We start from the raw sequence: 20,558 nt of genomic DNA, 5'->3' as shown, positions 1-20,558 counted from the left end.
TTTATCCCCTATTTTTGATTAAGGTATTTAGTATAGCCATACGCATAGCTACACCACTTTCAACTTGATTTAAGATGACAGAGTGCTCGCCATCGGCAACATCCGAATTTAGCTCCACACCGCGGTTAATAGGTCCGGGGTGCAAGACGATAGCATTTTTATTTGCCAAAGCTATGCGTTTTTTATTTAGACCAAAAAATTTAGAATACTCTCTTGAGCTAGGAAAAGACACGTCACCGTCGCCTCGTTCGAGTTGGATCCTAAGCATTATGATAACATCACTTCCCTCACACGCCTCTTCCATATTTTTACAAATATGAGCGTTAAAAACCTCTGCATTTTTTGGCATCATCATAGTTGGAGCAAAAATTTTTACATTCATACCAAGGGTGTTCATAGCCCAAGCATCAGAGCGAGCAACCCTGCTTCTAGCGATGTCACCCACTATCGCTACAGTAGTATTACTATCAAGGCTTTTGCCAAATTCCCTTAATGTAAAAAGGTCAAGCAGTGCTTGAGACGGATGTTCGTTCATACCATCTCCCGCATTGACTATGGAAGCATCAGTGTGCTTGCTTGCAAGTTTTGCAGCACCTGAGCTTGGATGGCGAAGCACAATGATATCGCTCTTCATTGCAGCCATATTGTTCATCGTGTCAATTAGCGTTTCGCCCTTATTTACGCTTGAGTTTGAGGAACTGAAATTTATAGTATCGGCTCCAAGTCTTTTGGCTGCTATTTCAAAGCTAGTACGCGTCCTGGTAGAATTCTCATAAAAAGCATTTATAGTAGTTTTACCACGTAGATAATCAATCTTTTTGATATCTTGTAAATTTAAATTTTTAAATTCCTTAGCAGCATCTAAAAAATATAAAATCTCATCAGTGCTAAGGTCTATCGTGCCGAGTAAATCCTTGCGTTTATAGCTCATTTTATCCCCTTTTGGATTATTTTTGCTCGCCAGCCCACATACAAGCAGGCTCGTATCCGCCCTCGCATGCCTTTTTAAACAATGCACGCGTTCTAGCCTCGTCTTTTATTTTATCTTTTGTTAATCCATAAGCTTGCATTTCAGCTAGTTTTGCGCACGCCATAGGCTCGTTTTCATCGCACATTTTAGTAAAAATTCTCTCAGCCTGCTCATTATCTTTTTTAACACCATCTCCGTTAAAAAGCATAATAGCATTCATCGTGCAAGCTTTTTTTACACCCTCTCCGCACGCTCTATTATAGGCAGTGTAAGCCTGCGCAAATTTACCGTCTTTATAAAGCTCTACAGCCTCATCAAAATTTGTGTTTGCACCAAAAGCAAGTGCACTTAAAGCTAAGAAAGTTAGTAATTTTTTCATGTTTTTCCTTTATTAAATTTTATTTTTCAAATAGTTTTGGATATTTTTTCTTCATAAACTCGACTATCGCTATAACCTCGTCAACACCTTGTGCATCTGAATTTTCAAGCGCATCGTCTATACACTCCACATAAACTCCCGCAGCCTCTTCAAGCTTTGACTTTTTAACTCCAGCATAGTGAAGCAATCCTTCTAAAACTACACTAAGCTCGTAACTTAGCTCCTCAACGCTCACGTCTTCTTCTCTCATAATGCCTCCTGTGTTTTTTTATTTATCAACTCTACGACTTGTGTTTTTATCGCTTCATAGCTAAAACCGTCTTTGAAATTTGCAAACATTCCGCCACTTGCGTTTACATGTCCGCCTCCTCCTACTAGATGTTTTGCCATCGCACTTACATCGACTTTTCCATTTGCTCTAAAGCTCATTGTTTTTTTATTTGTAATGTCTATGAAAAAGTCAAATTCAGGATTTGCCACCAAAAAATCATTGCCTATAACGGAAGTATTTCCTATATTATATGTCAAAATTCCTCTAAATTCATTATAATTTATGCTAAATTTTTCTTTGTTTTCACTAAGTAAATTTACGACATAGTTTGATATGAGATTACTTAATGTATCGTCTTTATTCAATTTAAAAAACTCTTTTTTTATGGCATGTATTTGCATATCAAGCCCGATATAGTCGTTCTTTTCATTAAAAAATTCCGCGGCATGTTTTAAGAGATGAAACTGATAAAGCGTATTTTCACGCTCAAACATTATCTTGTTTATCTCTTTTGCGTTTGCAACAAGACCCAAACACACCTTTCCCATTTCGAAATTTTTATCATCTTTTAGCCAAATATCAACAGCATTTACAATGTCGCTAAATTTTTTAAGCTCTTCGTTTTCTTTAAACATTGCAGCAAAAAAGTCATGAGTGATCTTTGTGGCACATCTTGAACTGTCTAAGAAATACCACTCAAAAGCGCTTGCACACTCGGCTCCACTTTGATGATGATCAAATAAGAAAATTTTAGCATTTTTACCCTCTAGCTTTTGAGAAAAGTCCGCGCATTGAGCCATCGTTAAATTTAGATCCGTGATTAAAATAATGCTTTTTTCATCATCAAGATCAGATACGATTTGGTTAAATTTCTCATCGATCTCTCGTCCGTAATTTGAGTTGCTAAATTTTACGTTATTAAAATAAAAATTCGTAATAACCTGCGCACCGTATCCGTCAAGATCGGTATGCGATAAATGATAAATTTTCATTATTTTCCTTTTATAAATTTTCTATTTCTATCACGCCGATTGTTTCAAAAGGCGTATTTGCAGAAATTTCCGCAAAGCTAAGCACGACTATATCGATGCCAAAATTTGAGCAGATATTGGCTATAAATTTACGTAAACTAGGTTCAACGCAAATTATCATAGGTCCATGATGGCTTATAGGTCGTTTCTCTCGCTCTCTTCTTAAGGCTTGGACGATAGATGAAGTCTGAGCGACATTTATCATGAGGTGATAAGCGCCGTCTTTGTACTGAACTGCGTCCATTAACTTTTGTTGGTTGCCGGCATCAAGGATATAAAAGCTAAGCTGGCCTTTTTCATCGACATAAAGCGAAGTTATCGCACGAGCAAGCGCAGCACGGACATGCTCGATTATCATGTCTAAATTTTTAGTAACCTCGGCTATATCACCGATGGCTTCAAGTATACTAAGTAGATCTTTAATAGGTATCGCATCTTTAAGCAGGGCTTTAAGCACCTTTTGTATAAGGCTTATCGGAGCTATACGCAATGTATCTTCAACAACCACAGGATAGTCTGTTTTTAGTTTATCAAGTAAATTTTGCGTCTCTTGACGCGTTAAAAGTTCGGCTGAGTTTTGTTTGATAAGTTCACTCATATGGGTGCTTATCACGCTTGCGGGATCAACTATCGTATATCCGCTAAGTATGGCATCTTCTTTTGTATTTGCGTCTATCCATAAGGCATCAAGTCCAAATGCCGGCTCTTTTGTGGGAATTCCCTCTATATCCTCACTCACAAGTCCGCTATCCATAGCCAGAAATTTATCCGCATAAATTTCGCCCTGACCTATCACGACACCTTTTAGCTTAAACCTATACTCATTTGGAGGAAGTTGCAAATTATCCCTGATACGAATTTTGGGCATCAAAAAGCCAAATTGAGAAGCGATATTTCGGCGCATGGCACGAATTCTCTCTATAAGATCGGCATCGGCTAGTTTTAACAAGCCATAACCAAGATCTAGTTCTAAAATTTCAAGTTTTAAGATATCGTTTATCTTGGTCTCTTCCTCTCTTGCTATCTCTTCATCACTTTTTTTAGCCGGTTTTGCGGCACTTGCACCATGAGCGGTTTGACCTGCTGTGCCGCCTTGTGCACCCTGGGCGGACTTAGTTTTGACAGATCCTGCAGCAGGGATCATTATGTGTCCGTCTTTGGTTTGCTTTATAATATATCCAAGACCCAAAAATAGCACCGCTATAAAACCCAAAGAAAGTGTTGGAAGTCCTGGAACTAGGGCAAACATAAAAAGTATAAAGCCAACGATTAATAATGTTTTATAATCGCCCAAGAGCTGGTTTATCGAGCCTTCGGCAAAGTTATCACTCTCCTTACTTGCACGTGTTATGATAATGGCTGTTGCAGTAGAGCTGATAAGCCCCGGAATTTGGCTAACCAAACCATCTCCGATAGTTAATATCGTATAGTACTGCGCCGATGTTGCCATATCAAGATCATGTTGAAAAGCGCCTATAGCAAAGCCGCCTATGATGTTTATAATCGTGATGATGATCCCGGCTACAGCATCACCTTTTATAAATTTAGACGAACCATCCATTGCGCCGTAAAAATTTGCCTCCGCAATAACAGCTTCACGTCTTTCTCTTGCGGTTTTTTCATCGATCAAACCGGCATTTAAGTCAGCGTCTATCGCCATTTGTTTTCCGGGCATCGAGTCAAGTGTAAAACGAGCTTGAACCTCTGAAACACGAGTTGAGCCTTTTGTTACGACCATGAAATTTATCAGCACCAAGATACAAAAAACTATAACGCCTATAACATAATTTCCACCGACGACAAACTGCCCAAAACTCGATATGATCTCACTTACCGCCTCTGGTCCATTGTGTCCTTCGCTAAGTATCATACGAGTTGTAGCGATATTTAGCGAAAGACGAAAGAGTGTGATAATAAGTATAAGTGTCGGAAATGTCGTAAGATCAGTTGGCTTTGGCACATAGATGGATATTAAAATGATCAAAACCGAAATTGAGATCGAAAGCGCAAGGAAAAAATCAAGAACTCCAGCAGGAAGCGGAACGATAATAATGGCCAAAATCGCCACGATTACGCCAACGATACTTAGACTTTTAAAACGTAAAATAGGAGCTAAAAATGGCGCAACTAGAGTTAAGATGGTGTTTTTTTGCTTTGCCAAGATTACTTCTTGATAATATCGCTTAGTTTTATATCATCAAGCATCTCATCAACTTTGCTTTGAAGGGTGCTAAACATAGACCAAATTTGACACGTTGAAGCCCTTTGCGAAGAACAGCCTTCGGCTGAGCCAGAGCACTCAAATACGCTCATGGGACGCTTTTCTGCACATTCTATTACTTTTTTAACACTAACAGTAGTTGGATCGCACTCGAGTGTAAAACCGCCGTTTGCGCCCTTGTAGGATTTTAAAATTTTTTCTTTTGCTAAATTTTGTAAAATTTTGGCTAAAAAACTTTTTGAAATTTGTAATTCGTTTGATATCGTATCAACATCTACCGGAGATGATTTTTGAGATATTAATATAAGTGATAGCAGTGCGTATTCACTAGCTTTTGTAAAAAGCACATTTTCTCCTTCGAAAGTATAATCAGCTAGATATTTTATAAAAAATTTGCTAGATTTTTACTTAACCATAAGCGTCAAATATGCGTCAAAACTATTTTATTTTAATTAAAAACATCACTTTATCTATTTTTATGTTTTTTATGATATAATCGCCATCTAATTTTAAATCACCAATCAGGAGGTCATCATGGCTTTGGATTCGGCTAAAAAAGCGGAAATAGTTGCGAAATTCGCCAGAAAAGAGGGAGATACAGGTTCTCCGGAAGTTCAAATAGCACTTCTTTCAACTCGTATTGCAGAACTTACAGAACACCTTAAGGTTTTCAAAAAAGACTTCTCTTCACGTCTAGGTCTTTTAAAACTAGTCGGTCAAAGAAAAAGACTTTTAAAATATCTTAAAAACAAAAACTACGCTACTTATTCTAAGTTAATCGTAGAATTAGGCATAAGAGATAAATAACAAAAATTTCTAAGAGAGTTTCTCTCTTAGATCTTATTTAAACGCTACAAAACTAACAAAATTCCCCCACTTAAACACACTTTCGATACGCTTAAATCCTGCATTTAAAACCATTTGGCGATTTTCATCTTCGGTATACGGGATAAGAACATTTTCTAAAGCTTCACGTTTTTGCGCTATCTCGTAACGAGAATACCCCTGCCCTGCTTTATAGTTTTCATAAATTTCTATTATATTTTTTGCAAATTTCTTATCTTCGTAAATTATCTTTTCACTAAAAACAAAAATTCCATTCTCATTTAAACCATCATAAATTTTAGATATAAACTCGGCTCGTTTTATAGGGCGGATAAATTGTAATGTATAATTTAATATCACCGCATCAAAGCCTGAAATTTCACACTTTAAAATATCATCTGTTTTAAAATTTATCCTTGCGCCAAAAGCTTTAGCTTTTTTTTGGGCATTTTCAAGCATGGCTTGTGAGTTATCTACTCCATAAAGCAAAAGATCTTGCCTAAAGGCAAAAAGAGCTAAAAGCGAAGTTGCGGTCGAACAACCAAGATCGATAACTTTGGCATTTTGCGGTAAAGTTTTGGCCAAAATTTCACTTATCAGCTTAACACTAACATCATAAAACGGCACGCTGCGCCCTATCATATCATCAAAAACACTAGCAACCGAAGCATCAAATTCAAACTGTTTTTTTATCGGTTCTTTAAAAATTTCATCTCTCATTTTTGACTCATTAAAAATAATTCACAAACTCCGCTAAACTGTTTTGCTTGTTCTATGTCTTTTTTTATCTGCTCTTTGAGTTCGGCAAGGCTGTTAAATTTTTTATTTTCACGAAGCGCCTTAACAAAACAAACCGCGATACGCTCCGCACTTGGATGAACCTCCTCGCCGATGATGTGAGTTTCAACGCTAAAAGCGCCATCTGTACTAACGCGGTTGCCCACAAACGTAACAGAGCCGTAAGTCTTATAGCCTATCCTAGTTCTTGTGGCATAAACTCCCGCCTTTGGCAGCAAGTAGCTCTGGATACGTAAATTTAGTGTAGGAACAAGCTCTTTTGCTCCGATGCCTTGCCCTTTTACGACATCACCCTCTATCGAATACTCGCGTCCTAAAAGTGCATTTGCATGGGCTATCTTGCCATCTTTGATGTATTCACGTATAGTAGAGCTATGCACACCCATTTCGTTAAAACAATACTCATCAACAACATCAACCTCTCCATCAAAAATACGCATCAAATCGCGCTTGTCCCAAGCTCTATTTCTTCCAAACCTAAAATCAAATCCGACGACTATCTTTTTTAAATTTTTAAAATCGCGCTTTAAAAGAGCGATAAACTCTTCGCCGCTAAGTCCTTTGATGCTTTCAAAATCATACAAAAAACACGGATAGCTTGAGTATTCAGCGCGTTTTAACTTTGGCGTGATATTAGCTTTATTTTTATCGATTATAACAAGTCCGCCGTATTGACCAAGCCTTTTTAAAAGCTGTTTATGACCGCGATGAATACCGTCAAAATGCCCTATCGCAACCGCTGTTATGTTATCTTTTGTTAAAAGTGTAGAAAAATTCGGCATTTCCTTCCTTTCCTTTTATATCGCACTCCATTGTATCAAGAAGCGTCCAACCAAACTTTGCACACGCGAGTTCAAATTTTTTCATCGCAAGTAAGACTGCATTTTTATCGGTTACAACGCCTTTTTTGTTGCGTTTTACATCTTTTCCTACTTCAAATTGAGGTTTAAAAAGTATGATGATCATCGCGTTTCTATCGGCGTTTTTATCAATAGCCTCTAAAATTTCAACCACAGATATAAAGCTAACGTCACAGGTAATAAGCTCGAATTTATCACTGCTTTTAAAGAGACGAACATCTGTATTTTCATAAATTTTAACGCGCTCGTCTTTGCGCAAGCAAGTATCCAACTGGTCACTTCCAACATCAACACCAGTGACGCTTTTTACGCCATTAGCCAGCAAGATCTGCATAAACCCGCCTGTGCTAGAACCTATATCAAGGGCATTTTTGCCATAAATTTCAATTTTTTTGCTTTTTAGGTAGCTTTTTAGTTTTAATGCCCCTCGCCCAACGTAAATTTCATCAAGAAGCCCCACTTTTCCGCCTTGCACGTCAAGGCTAACCTTATCGCAAATTTCATCATTTAGTGCGATCTTGCCGTTTTTTATAAGCTCGCTTGCCTTGTTTCGGCTGATATTTAACTCTTGCGCGACGTATAAATCAAATCTCATTTTTCATGCTTTCATATCGCTCTTCATCGATCACGCTTACACCAAGCTCAAGTGCTTTATCAAGCTTGCTACCTGCTTCGCTACCTGCTAAAACAAAGTCTGTTTTTTTAGAAACCGAGCCGGCAACCTTGGCTCCGTAACTTTCTAGTTCGCTTTTAAACTCATCGCGTGCGCGACTCAAAGTGCCCGTTATAACAAAGGTTTTGCCACTAAAGGCGTTTGTTTTTATCTCTAGTTTTAAAGCTACGGGCTTAACAATATCTGCTAGCTCTTTGATACTTTGGTGATTTACCTCGATAAATTCGATCAAGCTTTTAGCCATTTGCTCGCCAAAACCCTCTAAATTTTTAACTTCATCATAGCTTGCCTCAAGCCATCTATCTCCAAAAACCTGCTCTATCTTTTTAGCCGCAACCTCGCCGATATGCTCGCATCCAAGCCCTGTTATAAATCTTGCAAGGCTGGTGTTTTTGCTATCTTCTATAGCTTTTAGTAAATTGTTGATCTTTTTATCTTTAAAGCCTTCAATCCCTATCAAGTCATCAAAATTTATCGAGTAGATGTCTATAACCTTTGAAATGATGCCTTTTTCATAAAGCAAATTTATGATAGCATCACCAAGCCCGTCTATGTTTAGACATTTTTTAGAGGCATAATGAATGATTGAGTTTATTACTCTAGCCTTACAGTCTAAATTTTGACACTTTATAAAAACACCCTCATCAAGTAGATGTGAACCGCACTCAGGACAAATTTGAGGACGCATTATCGGTGTTTGCGTTCCATCTCTTCTTTCTTTGAATACTCCCGTTATCTTTGGTATGACATCGCCTGAGCGTATCACGCTTATCATGTCACCTCTCATAACCCCAAGGCGCTCTATCTCGTCAAAGTTATGAAGTGTTGCCGACTTTACGCGAGCGCCGTCTATAACAACCTCTTCAAGCACTCCAACCGGAGTTACGACACCGCTTCTTCCTACTTGAAGGGCAACATCAAGCAAACGCGTAGTTTTTTCTATGGCAGGAAATTTATAAGCTACCATGAATTTTGGAAATTTAACCGTATAACCAAGCTCCTCGCAACGCTGCAAATCATCAACCCTTACAACCATGCCATCCATCATGATGCTTTTTTCATCGCGCTTTGCCAAAAGCTCCTTGTAAGCATCATCAAGCATATCGGTGGTTAAAATTTTAAAAAATTCATCCTGTTCAAAGCCCAAATTTCTAACAAAATTCATAATCTCGCTATGGCGCATAAAATTTAAGCTATTTTCACCAACACCCCACGGGATAAATAAAAGTTTACGCTTTGCCGTTACAGCACTATCAAGCTGCCTTAAACTACCTGCAGCTGCATTTCTGGGATTTGAAAGTGGCATTTCGCCATCCTTTGCCCTTTGCTCATTTATCATATCAAAGTCATCTTTTTTTATAACGACCTCGCCTCTAATTTCTATTCGTTTATCGTAATCTATCTTCAAGGGAACGGACTTTATCGTTTTGGCGTTATTTGTCACATCTTCTCCGACCACGCCGTCCCCCCTTGTGATGGCTCTAACCAAAACTCCGTCTTCATATAGTAAATTTAAGCTAGCTCCGTCAAATTTAGGCTCAACAACAAAGCTTAAATTTTCTTTTTCGCCGCGTTTTATCCATGCCATAAGCTCTGCATGATTGAAGATATCTTCCATGCTCCACATGCGTTTTATATGAGAGGCTTTACTAAAACCTTCACTAACACCTCCTCCAACACGAGTAGTAGGAGAAAATATCGAAATATCTTTTGGATTTAGCCTTTCATACTCTAAAATTTCATGATACAGCCTATCGTACTCTTCGTCACTAGCGATCGGCTCATCAAGCTCGTAATACGCCTTTGCCCAAGAATTTAACGTCTCAACGGCATTTTCATACTCTGTTTTTGTCATTATCAAGCCTTATCCTGCCATAAATTTACATTTTGCATCCCGCTATGTAAAACAAACATCTGCACATGCTCGCTAACATCGTGAGTGCGGATTATACTTGCTCCGTTTTCATAGGCTTTTAGATGTAGATAAAGCGAGCCCGGAAGCCTGTCTTTGACATCTGTTTTTACATAGTGATTTATGACTGATTTTCTGTTTGCGCCGATTAAAAGCGGATATCCAAAATGCAAAAAATGCGAAAGATGTTTGATTAAAAGCATATTTTGTTCAGCAGTCTTACCAAATCCTATCCCGACATCTAAAATTAATTTCTTAGCACCAAGTGCTGTTGCTCGCTCTATTTTTTGAGCAAAAAATTCATCTATCTCGCCCATCAAGTCGTCATAATGCGGAGCGATTTGCATTGTCGCAGGATCACCAAGCATATGCATCATGCAAAATTGCGCATCATATCTTGCAGCAAGAGAGGCTAAATTTTCATTTGCGGTTATATCATTTATCACGCTAAAGCCGTGATTTAGAGCAAATTCCAGGCAGTACTCATCAAAACTATCAAGGCTAAACTCAACCTTTTCGTATAATTTTTGCCTATAAATTTCACTAACAATATCTTTTATGCGATCAAATTCCTCATCTCTTCCAGGATAAACGCTTCCAGGTCTTGAACTTACGCCGCCAAGATCGATATATCTAGCGCCTTGCTCTATCATATTTTCTATGCGGGAAATTCCATTCTCGCCCGTTATGCGACTGTTTTCGTTAAAGCTATCTTTATTTATGTTTAAAACACCCATGATCTGGGCTTGTCTTGATTTAACAAAACTTTTACCTAAAAATACAGCCAAATTTTTAAGACCAAAATCCTGCAATTTCTCTTTCTTTGAAAGTGCTTGAAATTGCGCATTTGTACCCATTAAAAGTGCAGAAGAATTTAACTGCATGCCAAATATCGTATCCTTGTGCGTAACAAGCTCAGCTCCAACGCTAATGGCATCTTGCTTTAGGATATTTGCCGCAGGAGAGCGAATATCATCGATTAGTACAAAATTTAATTTGCTCTTTTTTGACATTATACTTATCCCGCCAGGGCTTGGTTTTATGTATTCACAAAGTGCGTTAAAGTCGGAATTTTCGTTTATTTTATAAAATTTCAAGGACGTCCCTTTTGTAAAATAATCAACATTAAAGGAGTAAGCAGTTGCGTGCATTTAGCATTCAAGTCGGCTAAAATCATCAGCTTATAAAAATATTCAAGCTCATCTGCACTAAATTTAAATCCGGCTTCACAGGCTTTAATGATCACAGTGCTTATAAGCGATTTTAGTTCGTTTTTATCGAAATTTTCAGAACGCTCAAGCTCTATATACTCATCTATAAATTTCATAACATCTTTTAAATCAAGGCTTTTTAGGTTTAAATTTATATCCATTCGCTTCGGTTTTTCAAGTCTATTCTCAACGATCATACGCGAACGAATAGTTTGTAAAAGTAAATTTTTAGAGTTTGTTGCGATTAAAAATTTAACATTTCTAGGGGGTTCTTCGATGATTTTTAGAAGCGAATTTTGCGCTTCTGTTTTGTAGTTTTTTGCCATTATAACCAGAAGTTTTTCTTCTTTTTCCGCTATATAGGCTTCGTTTACGACCTCTTTTGCATTTTCTAGCAAAAAATCATCGCTAATAAAAAATCTTAAATTTTTACTCTCAAACTCATTTTCAAGCTCTAATTGCAAAGAGCTAAAATCGTTTGTTATAACGATTTTATTAAGCATTTACAAAACAACCTTTGCAAAAAGTACCGCATCGATACTTTTATCAAAAAGTCTAAATAAAGTTATAAGTTTTATGTCTAAATTTTCATCATTTGAGCTTAGATAAAAGCTATTTTGCGCCTGCTCATCAAAGAGCCACATATAGCTATCGTCAGCACCCTTTGCGATCTGAGATCTTTTATCGACGCTTTTTCCGATGTAAAAATACACATATCCGTTTGGAAAAGCAAGGCTTAACATATCCTCAAGAAGTAAAATTTGTTCTTTAGAGTTTATTTCATCAAGCATTGGATAAAGCGCACGAAGGCTAACAAACGGCAAAAGCGGTCTTGCGCTTGAGGCTCTGTTGATCTTTTTAATCAAATACTCCTCAAACCAAGTCCTCTCGTCGTCTGTTATAACGATAAAAGTCCTGCCATCAAGGAGGTATTTTAGTCTTGAAGCCAAAAGAGGAGTCCATTCAACCCTTCGCTCCTCCATCCAACTCATAAGCGATCCTTCGTTTCTGATCGCTTCGAGTGTCCATTTTATGAGATCTTGCATTATTTATCTAGCTTATACGCTTCATGCAATACACGCACTGCAAGTTCACCGTATTTTTGATCCACAACTAAAGAAATTTTTATCTCACTTGTGGAGATCATTTGTATGTTTATGCCCTCTTTTGCAAGCGTCTCAAACGCTAAACACGCTACGCCACTATGACTTTTCATACCAACGCCCACGATAGAAACTTTAACTATCGCGTCATCATACTCTACGTGTTTTGCGGCATTTAGTTTCTGCATAGTTTCTTTTGCTATTTCAAGCTCGTTTTGAGGCACCGTAAAGCCTAAATTTGTTGTTCCGTCAAGCCCTACATTTTGTATAATCATATCCACGTTTATATTTTCATTTGCCAAAGCGGTAAAAATTTCAGCAGCTATGCCCGGTTTATCAACCACACCGCGTAAAGTTACTCTTGCTTGATTTTTATCTAGTGCTATTCCGCTTACTAAAACTGCTTCCATACTATCCTCCTGAGTTATTAATGTTCCTTCGTTGTGGTTAAAGCTACTTCTTGTTACTAGCTTGACGTTAAGTTTTTTAGCCATCTCTACAGAGCGGTTTTGAAGCACTTTTGCTCCGGCACTTGCAAGCTCCAACATCTCGTCATAGCTGATCTTTTCAAGTTTTCTGGCCTTTTTTTCTATCCTAGGATCGGTAGTATAAACACCGTCTACATCTGTAAAAATTTCACATAGATCAGCCTTTAAAGCTCCCGCAAGCGCAACTGCGCTAAGGTCGCTTCCGCCACGACCTAAGGTTGTTATATTGCCGTGCTCATCTATGCCTTGAAAGCCTGCTACCACAACTATTTTGCCTGAATTTAATTCTTTTTTTATACGTTTTGTGTCTATTTTTTCAATGCGAGCTTTTGTATGAATGTCATCGGTGATTATGCCTGCCATTGCACCGGTTAAACCGACTGTTTCATATCCTTTTGCATTTAAAGCTATGGATAGTATCGCCGTAGTTACTTGTTCGCCAGAGCTTAAAAGCATATCCATAGCAACACCGTCTGGATGTTTTGAAAAATGCTCGCCGTATTCTACAAGTTGGTTTGTAACGCCACTCATCGCAGACACTACCACCACCACGTCTGCTCCCACATTTTTGGTTTCTATTACGCGATTTGCCACCGCTTCGATACGCTCAAGCGTTCCGACGCTCGTTCCGCCAAATTTTTGAACAATCAGCATTAAAAAAATCCTTTCTCTTTAAAAAAACTTAAAGCCTTGATATAAATAGGCTTTTTAAAGTGGTTTATCTCATCAAGTACATTTTTGACATTTATAAATTTAAATTCACTAAATTCCGGGTGCTTTGTATTTAAATTTACTCTTGCATTCGACTTTAGACGAACTAAAAAATACTTTTGCGTCTGCCCATCAAACGGATACAATTTCTTTTTTGCATTAATCGGAAAATCATAGCTAAGCCACTCTGGATACTCGTATAAAATTTCAACATCACGAGTTCCGATCTCCTCCTCAAGCTCTCTTAAAAGCGCGTCTTTAGGTTCTTCGCCCTTGTCTATGCCTCCTTGCGGAAACTGCCATACATCACTCAAATCAACCCTGCGAGCTACAAAAATTTCACATTTAAACGGATATGCACTTGAAAGAATGACAGCTGCAACATTTGGTCTGTAGTTTTTCTGCATCTTCCTTGCCCTATTTATAAATTTTTGGCTTTGATTTTAACCAAATTCGGCTTTAAATTTATTTAGGTTAAAATACAAAAAATTAAGAAAGAGAAAATTTGTTACTTTATATACACATTCCATTTTGCGAAAGCAAATGCCCTTACTGCGCATTTGGCTCAGTCGTAGGCAAAGATAATCTAGCTAAAAGTTATTTTGATGCGTTACTAAAAGACTTGAAATTTCAAATTCAAAAATTTAAGATAAGAAATTTTAAAAGCGTGTTTATCGGTGGAGGGACTCCAAGCGCCGTTAATGCCAAATTTTACGAACCGCTTTTTGAGCAGATTTTATCTTTTTGTCAAAAAGATTGCGAGATAACAAGCGAGGCAAATCCAAACTCAGCAGATACAAACTGGCTTACACAAATGCGAAACTTAGGGGTTAATCGCATAAGTTTCGGCGCTCAAAGTTTCTTTGAAGACAAGCTAAAATTTCTAGGAAGAACACACGATGCAAAGCAAATTTATCAAGCCGTTAAAAATGCTAAAATTTCAGGCTTTAAAAATATCAATATAGATTTGATTTACGGCACGAAATTTGACACAAAAAAAAGACTCTCCAAGGAGGTTGAAAACATTAAAAATTTAGAAATTTCACACGTTAGTGCTTACTCACTAACACTTGAACCAAATACTCCGTTTTTTCATAAAAACGAGTATAAAAAGGATAGCCCGATACTGGCTAAATTTATAATGAATGAGATAGAAAATATCGGCTTAAAGCAATACGAAATTTCAAATTTTGGCGAAATTTGCAAGCATAACCTAGGGTATTGGCAAGGTAAGGACTATGCAGCCATAGGTGCTTATGCAGTTGGCTTTTGTGATGATTTTAGATTTACCGCATGTGCAAATTTAGAGAAATTTATAGCAGATCCCACACAAAAAACATACGAAATTTTAAGTAAAAACGATATGAAATTTGAAAGGATCTTTCTAGGAGCAAGAAGTATCGTAGGCATAGAAGCTTCGTGGCTCAATAAACACGAGCAAGAGCGAGCGGAAATTTTAAGAAAAAGCCGAAAATTAGCCTTTAAAGACGGCAAATACTTTGTTAAAAATTTCCTACTTGCAGACGAGATCGCATTATTTATCGTCGGCTAAAAAATTTATTTAACTTTGAGCAAAATAAAGCTAGAATGTTGAGCTTAATTTAATAAAATAGGGACAAAAATGTTTGGTATGAGTTTTTCGGAAGTACTTATAATAGCCGTGATAGCAGTCTTAGTTCTTGGACCTGAGAAGCTTCCTGACACGATGATACAGATAGCTAAATTTTTCAAAATGCTCAAAAAAGGCGTGAATGACGCCAAATCAACCTTTGATCAAGAGATGAAGATAGCAGAACTAAAAGAAGATGCTAAAAAATACCGCGAAAATTTAGAAAAAACCACTGAAAACGTGCGAAAAAAACTAACCTTTGAAGAGCTTGATGCTTTAAAAAGCGGTGTAAACGATATTACGGGTGGGTTAAACGATGCCGTTAGCGGAGTAAAAAAGGCTGTTGATAGTGTTAAAAACCCTACCGAAGCTATAAAAGACGCAGTTTTAGGCAGCGGTGAAAGCCCTAAACAAGACACTCAAAGCCAAAACAGTATTAAAACCGAAAACAAAAATATAGAAAATCAAAACAAAGAGGCATAATGTTTGAAGAGTTAAAACCGCATTTAGTTGAACTTAGAAAGAGGCTTGGTCTTAGCGTAGCAAGCGTTATTCTTGCTTTTGTTGTTTGTTTTACGGTTTGGAACCCGATCCTAGCATGGATGACCGAGCCTTTAAAGGCCGTCTTACCGGATGGAAGTAACATCATCTTTACGCAAGTGCAAGAGCCGTTTTTTACGGCGATGAAAGTTGCATTTTTTGCCGGACTTATCGTTTCTTTGCCTATTATATTTTGGCAGTTTTGGCTATTTGTAGCACCCGGACTTTATGAAAACGAGAAAAAATACGTCGTTCCTTTTGTGCTTGCGGCAACGATAATGTTCTTATGCGGTGCGGCTTTTTGTTACTACGTAGTTATACCGCTTGGCTTTACGTTTTTGGTAAATTTTGGCGGACAACTCTTTACCGCACTTCCTAGTATCGGCGAATACGTGGGATTTTTTACCAAACTTTTAGTGGCATTTGGTATCGCCTTTGAGCTTCCTGTTATAACATTTTTCTTTGCAAAACTTGGTCTTGTTGATGACATCATGCTTAAAAAATACTTTAGATACGCAGTTGTTATTATATTTATCTTTTCAGCTATCGTTACTCCGCCTGATGTTATAAGCCAATTTTTAATGGCATTTCCACTTATGGGTCTTTATGGTCTTTCTATACTTATCGCCAAGTCGGCAAACAAAAAAGAAGAGGACGAAGAGCCCGCACAAGAAAACGAGAAATGAAAGATATAGACGACATTCTTAGTTACGATTATAATCTCCCGCCAAGCCTTATCGCAAGCGAACCTATCTTACCAAAAGAAGAGGCTCGCTTACTAGTTTATCTTAAAGATAAAGACGAGATACATCACCTTAAATTTAAAAATTTAGCAGAGCTTATACCAAAAGATACCGCGGTTATATTTAATGATACAAAAGTTATAAAAGCACGAATTTTAGGACATAAACAAAGCGGTGGGGCTTGCGAAATAATGCTTAACCAACCACTTGGAGAGAACAAATTTAGCTGTTATATCAGAGGCAGGGTTAAAGAAAATTCTATCTTAAATTTTGATAATGGCATAAGTGCAAAAGTTTTAGCTTTAAACAGCGACAGCACGCGTGCGGTTAAATTTTATAGATCAAATTTAGAACTAAGCGCATCGGATCTTTTTTGCGAACTTGAAAAGATCGGACATGTGCCACTACCGCCATATATAAAACGAGCCGACACTAAAGATGATGAGAGCTGGTATCAAAGTATATTTGCTAAAACCAGCGGAGCTGTAGCCGCGCCGACTGCAAGCTTGCACTTTAGCGAGGACATGATAGATAACATCAAAAAAGATCATGAAATTTCATATCTAACTTTGCACGTGGGAGCAGGAACGTTTAAAGGCGTAGAGTGTAATAATATCAAAGATCATATCATGCATTCTGAATTTTATGACATACCGCAAAACACCCAAGAGCTTATAAAAAGCGATAAGAAAATTTTAGGAGTTGGCACAACCGTAACTAGGTGCGTGGAAGAATTTGCCAGAAGCAATAGCGCAAGCGGATTTTGCAAGTTGTTTTTAAATTTAAACAACCCGCCGATCCGACAAAACTATTTACTTACAAATTTTCATCTACCAAAATCAACTCTAATCATGCTCGTAACAAGTTTTATCGGCCTTGAAAAAACAATGCAAATTTATCAAACCGCTATCAATGAAAAATACCGTTTTTACTCATACGGAGATGGGATGCTTATCATATGAAACTTAAAGAGATAGACTTTATAGAAAGAATAAATTTATTCTTAGAGACCATATACTACGACGGCGAGAGACATGCGAATACCATACTTTTCGAATACGACCCATCATATCCGCGTGTATATAAGATAGACGCTTCTAATACGATAAAATGTATAGAAAATTTGACTAAAATTTTTCTTTTTTTTCAAAGTGAATGTGAAATTTTAATCAAATTTAAACTAGCCAACTATAATACAAATAGGATCCTTTTTAATATCCTAATCTCATCAAGCGAACGACTTAAAGAATTTGACCAAGAACTACTAAACGCGGCAAAAGAGTATGGTGATAAAGCCGGTATCATCATACGACAAGATAAAAACGGCAACTTTATCCTTGATATAGAAGTCGAGTTGGCTTCCGACGCACAACCCACAAAAAGCCTTGACATCAATAATCAAGCTATAAAAAACTACAACGCCATAATTGCTTACGACAATAAAAACGGCTTTAAAATCCTCTCAAATCAACTAAAATTTATAGGCATAAACGTAAAGCCAAGCAGTGACTATGAAAGCTTAAAACAACACATTACAGACGCTATATATAACCCTGATCTAGTCTTTGTCCAAAAGGTATTTTTAGAAGATGAGCAAAATTTAAACGAACTACTAAAATTTAAAAAGATGAAATATTTTTGCATAGTAGCGATTTGCGAAACAGATGAGATCTTTAAACCTGAAATCAAACAAGAACTCATCATCTTAAGAGAACCATACTCTTATGATATCTTGCGAGCAGTGCTTGATATGTGTTATGAAAGAAAAGAAAGAGTTAGGGGCAGAGTGTTAAACAACTTCTAAGTATCGCTTAAGTATAACCGCAGCAGCCATGCTGTCAAGCTTCCCGTCGCGCTTTGTATCTGTATAAATTTCACTCGCCTCAAAACTACTTAAACTCTCATCTTGATAGACTATGCGCCCGCCAAATTCAAGAAGTGATACAAAATGTTCTATCCTACGCCTCATCTCATCCTCACTACTTCCGCCAAGCGGTAAGCCTACAACTAAAACATTTACTCCATACTCTGCAACTCTTTGCGACACGTCACGAGCGGCTTGGTTGCGATTTTTACGAAGTATGGGCTCTTGGGGCAAAACAACTTGCCCTACTCCAAAGGCAACACCTATCCGCTTAAGCCCAACATCTATCGCCATAAATTTTTCATTCATATCTTACTTTTTACCTTTAAATTTATAATCTCCACTAAGCCTTCCAATTCGTATTCGTAAATTTTATCGCCAAATTTTGCAAGTGCCTTTTCAAGCGAAACAAAGTCTTTGCAAAATTCTAAAATATCATCATTTTGTGCAGGCGTTTTGTTTAGACAAAGTCCAAATTGCGAAGAAAATTCATCAAAATCATTTATCAGTTTTGCCTTACCTTTTGCTAAAAGCATATTTGTCCCCTCGCTTTCACCCATTCGTTGAGGCAGGACAAATACCGGAACGCCAAGCTCTCCGGCAAGTCTGGCGCTTTGCATGGAGCCGCTTTTTAAGTCTGCCTGGGCTACCACAAGAGCTTGCGAGAGAGCGACTACTATGCGGTTACGCTCAAGAAATTTATATCCTATGGCAGGCGAGCCTGGGCTGTATTCGCTTAGTGCTAGCCCCTTATCATAAATTTCTTTTATAAATTTTGCATTTGAACTAGGATAAAAGGTATCAAGCCCAGTCGCAAAAACTCCGATCGTTAAGGGCATGGCAGCTTTATGTGCAGCTATATCGACGCCCAGTGCACCTCCGCTTACCACGCAAACATTATGGTTTTTAAGACTTGCACAAAGTCTAGCAACGCACTCTTTTGTATAGACACTGGCTTTTCTTGAGCCCACAACCGCTACTTTTGGCATGGTTAAAAGATCTATATCACCCTCATAGTAAAGCTCTTTTGGAGGATTTGTAAGCCTATCTAACTTACTTATAAATTTATCTTTTGCCAGAATTTTCATAAAATTTCTTTAAGATAAACCACTTCTACATCTTTTAAGATGGTGTTTTTGCTCTCTTTAATGATGTCTATAGTGTTTTTCTTAGGATGACCGATAGCTATAGCGTAAGAGCGTTTTTTGGCTATCCTTACGGCATTTTCAAGCTCTCTTTTTACGGCTGATCTTGATGGGTCATCGTCTAAAAATACATCTCTCGAGATGTATGGTTTTGAATATTTGCTTGCGACTTTGGCAACTACGCTTGTGCCTATAGTTCGACTATCTACAAATACAAAATTTTGACTTAAAAGCGCACGATAAGCCCTGTCCATAGCATCGAAATTGCTCGTAAATTTTGACCCGGTGTGATTATTTATATATACCGCCTTTGGAAAGTCAGCTCTTATCTTTTTAACCCTCTCAAGCATACTTTCATAACTATCTGTTACATTTAAAGTGCCGATCTCGGGTCTTTTAAAATTTTTAGCTTGCATAGGAAGATGTATCATAAAAAACTCAAAACCTTGGGCTATCTTTGGCGTATCAGGGTGAGCCTTGGTTGCCGGAAATATAGAAGGAGTCAGTTTAAGTCCGGTTGAGCGTATCATATTTACATGTTCAAAAGTCGCCACGTCGTCTATTATAATAACAAGTTTTGGCTTTCCAAAAAGGCTTTTTGTAGGTGTGAGTGGCACAAAAGCCTCCTCTTTGGGCAGTGGCTTTTTATCGGATTGAGTTGCTTGTTTTGCGGTTTTGTTTTCGTCTTTTTTTGAAATTTGCTTTTCTTGTATTTTTTCTTGAGGTATTTTTTTACTAACGTTATCTTCATTAAATTTATCTTGTGTTTTTACAGGCGACTCTTTTTTTGTATCTTTTTCAACATCTTTTATTTCGTGCTTTATCGATGCATTTACTTCGGTTTCATCTTTTTGTTTTTGATAAATTTGAGGCTTTTGATTTTTAAAAATTTCATCTTTGTTTTTTGGGTCTATAAAAATTTTAGTTAAATTTTCATCTTCATCAAATTTTGCTACCTTATGTTGTTTTTGGACGGGTTTTTTTATATCTTCAACCCTTTTATCGGTTATGGTAGTTACATTTTTTACATTTATAGTGGTTTGATTTATATCTGCTGTTTTGTCTGATTTTTGGTTGAGCGCGACTATCAGTGTTATGATGATAAGCAAGGATAAAAGCGCGATACCAAGAAATGTTTTATTTAAAGGACGCCCTTTGAGGGATTTTTTAGAGCGCCCTTTTGTAGTCTTTTTTTTATTCAAGA

General features: G+C 37.4%; 24 protein-coding genes. 6 read left to right on the top strand and 18 right to left on the bottom strand.

The window, feature by feature from the left end:
- Position 1: 1 nt before the first annotated feature.
- From CCAL_RS03325 to CCAL_RS03300, 6 genes are read right to left on the bottom strand one after another with little or no spacing between them, the layout of a single operon-like run.
- Positions 2-931: an aspartate carbamoyltransferase catalytic subunit gene (locus tag CCAL_RS03325; protein WP_169936462.1), complete on the bottom strand. Its 930-nt coding sequence runs from the start codon at positions 929-931 to the stop codon at positions 2-4.
- Positions 932-947: 16 nt separating this feature from the next.
- Entirely contained in the window at positions 948-1,349 is a 402-nt protein-coding gene (locus tag CCAL_RS03320) for a tetratricopeptide repeat protein (protein ID WP_170016448.1), read from the bottom strand.
- A gap of 19 nt (positions 1,350-1,368) precedes the next feature.
- Complete coding sequence (locus CCAL_RS03315) at positions 1,369-1,599, bottom strand: hypothetical protein (RefSeq protein WP_170016450.1); 231 nt, start codon at positions 1,597-1,599, stop codon at positions 1,369-1,371.
- A complete protein-coding gene (locus tag CCAL_RS03310; protein WP_170016452.1) occupies positions 1,596-2,612 on the bottom strand; it encodes a DHH family phosphoesterase in 1,017 nt (338 codons plus the stop codon). The genes CCAL_RS03315 and CCAL_RS03310 overlap by 4 nt, the downstream gene beginning before the upstream one ends.
- 10 nt (positions 2,613-2,622) lie before the next feature.
- Entirely contained in the window at positions 2,623-4,812 is a 2,190-nt protein-coding gene (flhA, locus tag CCAL_RS03305) for a flagellar biosynthesis protein FlhA (RefSeq protein ID WP_170016454.1), read from the bottom strand.
- Between the two features lie 2 nt (positions 4,813-4,814).
- Positions 4,815-5,219, bottom strand: a complete 405-nt coding sequence (locus CCAL_RS03300) for an RrF2 family transcriptional regulator (protein ID WP_169936451.1) — start codon at positions 5,217-5,219, stop codon at positions 4,815-4,817.
- Between the two features lie 187 nt (positions 5,220-5,406).
- On the opposite strand from CCAL_RS03300, the gene rpsO reads away from it, so the two are divergent.
- The gene (rpsO, locus tag CCAL_RS03295; protein WP_169936449.1) at positions 5,407-5,679 is read left to right on the top strand and encodes a 30S ribosomal protein S15; all 273 of its coding nucleotides are present in this window, start codon (positions 5,407-5,409) and stop codon (positions 5,677-5,679) included.
- A gap of 33 nt (positions 5,680-5,712) precedes the next feature.
- On the opposite strand, the gene cmoA is transcribed toward rpsO, so the two are convergent.
- From cmoA to CCAL_RS03250, 9 genes are read right to left on the bottom strand one after another with little or no spacing between them, the layout of a single operon-like run.
- Positions 5,713-6,417 carry a carboxy-S-adenosyl-L-methionine synthase CmoA gene (cmoA, locus tag CCAL_RS03290; protein ID WP_170016456.1) on the bottom strand — a complete coding sequence of 235 codons (705 nt, stop codon included), beginning with the start codon at positions 6,415-6,417 and terminating at the stop codon, positions 5,713-5,715.
- Positions 6,414-7,277, bottom strand: coding sequence for a bifunctional riboflavin kinase/FAD synthetase (locus tag CCAL_RS03285; protein WP_169936443.1), 864 nt, complete (start codon positions 7,275-7,277; stop codon positions 6,414-6,416). Before CCAL_RS03285 ends, cmoA begins: the two co-directional genes overlap by 4 nt.
- A complete protein-coding gene (tlyA, locus tag CCAL_RS03280; protein ID WP_170016458.1) occupies positions 7,243-7,950 on the bottom strand; it encodes a 23S rRNA (cytidine-2'-O)-methyltransferase TlyA in 708 nt (235 codons plus the stop codon). The genes CCAL_RS03285 and tlyA overlap by 35 nt, the downstream gene beginning before the upstream one ends.
- Complete coding sequence (gene ligA, locus CCAL_RS03275; RefSeq protein ID WP_170016460.1) at positions 7,940-9,883, bottom strand: NAD-dependent DNA ligase LigA; 1,944 nt, start codon at positions 9,881-9,883, stop codon at positions 7,940-7,942. Before ligA ends, tlyA begins: the two co-directional genes overlap by 11 nt.
- A gap of 2 nt (positions 9,884-9,885) precedes the next feature.
- On the bottom strand, positions 9,886-11,037 hold the full coding sequence (gene folP, locus CCAL_RS03270; protein WP_170016462.1) for a dihydropteroate synthase: 1,152 nt from the start codon (positions 11,035-11,037) through the stop codon (positions 9,886-9,888).
- Complete coding sequence (locus CCAL_RS03265; protein WP_169972147.1) at positions 11,034-11,654, bottom strand: DNA polymerase III subunit delta'; 621 nt, start codon at positions 11,652-11,654, stop codon at positions 11,034-11,036. Before CCAL_RS03265 ends, folP begins: the two co-directional genes overlap by 4 nt.
- Positions 11,655-12,197, bottom strand: coding sequence for a HobA family DNA replication regulator (locus tag CCAL_RS03260; RefSeq protein WP_169936433.1), 543 nt, complete (start codon positions 12,195-12,197; stop codon positions 11,655-11,657).
- A complete protein-coding gene (locus CCAL_RS03255) occupies positions 12,197-13,396 on the bottom strand; it encodes an aspartate kinase (protein ID WP_170016463.1) in 1,200 nt (399 codons plus the stop codon). The genes CCAL_RS03260 and CCAL_RS03255 overlap by 1 nt, the downstream gene beginning before the upstream one ends.
- Positions 13,396-13,860, bottom strand: coding sequence for an RNA pyrophosphohydrolase (locus tag CCAL_RS03250; RefSeq protein WP_170016465.1), 465 nt, complete (start codon positions 13,858-13,860; stop codon positions 13,396-13,398). Before CCAL_RS03250 ends, CCAL_RS03255 begins: the two co-directional genes overlap by 1 nt.
- Positions 13,861-13,958: 98 nt before the next feature.
- Between CCAL_RS03250 and hemW the strand changes: the two genes are divergently transcribed.
- The 5 genes from hemW (at position 13,959) to CCAL_RS03225 (ending at position 18,149) form a co-directional block, all read left to right on the top strand.
- A complete protein-coding gene (gene hemW, locus CCAL_RS03245; protein WP_170016467.1) occupies positions 13,959-15,005 on the top strand; it encodes a radical SAM family heme chaperone HemW in 1,047 nt (348 codons plus the stop codon).
- Positions 15,006-15,074: 69 nt separating this feature from the next.
- Positions 15,075-15,545: a Sec-independent protein translocase protein TatB gene (gene tatB / locus CCAL_RS03240; RefSeq protein ID WP_169936425.1), complete on the top strand. Its 471-nt coding sequence runs from the start codon at positions 15,075-15,077 to the stop codon at positions 15,543-15,545.
- Complete coding sequence (tatC, locus tag CCAL_RS03235) at positions 15,545-16,288, top strand: twin-arginine translocase subunit TatC (RefSeq protein WP_169936423.1); 744 nt, start codon at positions 15,545-15,547, stop codon at positions 16,286-16,288. Before tatB ends, tatC begins: the two co-directional genes overlap by 1 nt.
- Positions 16,285-17,307: a tRNA preQ1(34) S-adenosylmethionine ribosyltransferase-isomerase QueA gene (gene queA, locus CCAL_RS03230; protein ID WP_170016469.1), complete on the top strand. Its 1,023-nt coding sequence runs from the start codon at positions 16,285-16,287 to the stop codon at positions 17,305-17,307. The genes tatC and queA overlap by 4 nt, the downstream gene beginning before the upstream one ends.
- On the top strand, positions 17,304-18,149 hold the full coding sequence (locus CCAL_RS03225) for a hypothetical protein (RefSeq protein WP_170016471.1): 846 nt from the start codon (positions 17,304-17,306) through the stop codon (positions 18,147-18,149). The genes queA and CCAL_RS03225 overlap by 4 nt, the downstream gene beginning before the upstream one ends.
- Here the strand turns inward: CCAL_RS03225 and ruvX are convergent.
- From ruvX to CCAL_RS03210, 3 genes are read right to left on the bottom strand one after another with little or no spacing between them, the layout of a single operon-like run.
- Positions 18,135-18,518, bottom strand: coding sequence for a Holliday junction resolvase RuvX (gene ruvX / locus CCAL_RS03220; RefSeq protein WP_170016473.1), 384 nt, complete (start codon positions 18,516-18,518; stop codon positions 18,135-18,137). The two genes, CCAL_RS03225 and ruvX, sit on opposite strands and share 15 nt — an antisense overlap.
- Complete coding sequence (gene dprA, locus CCAL_RS03215) at positions 18,515-19,297, bottom strand: DNA-processing protein DprA (protein ID WP_170016475.1); 783 nt, start codon at positions 19,295-19,297, stop codon at positions 18,515-18,517. Before dprA ends, ruvX begins: the two co-directional genes overlap by 4 nt.
- Positions 19,294-20,556, bottom strand: coding sequence for a divergent polysaccharide deacetylase family protein (locus tag CCAL_RS03210; protein ID WP_172285051.1), 1,263 nt, complete (start codon positions 20,554-20,556; stop codon positions 19,294-19,296). The genes dprA and CCAL_RS03210 overlap by 4 nt, the downstream gene beginning before the upstream one ends.
- Between the last annotated feature and the right edge of the window lie 2 nt (positions 20,557-20,558).

The organism is Campylobacter sp. RM6914 (genome assembly GCF_004803835.1).
GTDB lineage: Bacteria > Campylobacterota > Campylobacteria > Campylobacterales > Campylobacteraceae > Campylobacter_A > Campylobacter_A californiensis.
Note: the sequence above shows the minus strand (reverse complement) of the source record. Positions and strands in the feature narration are given on the sequence as shown.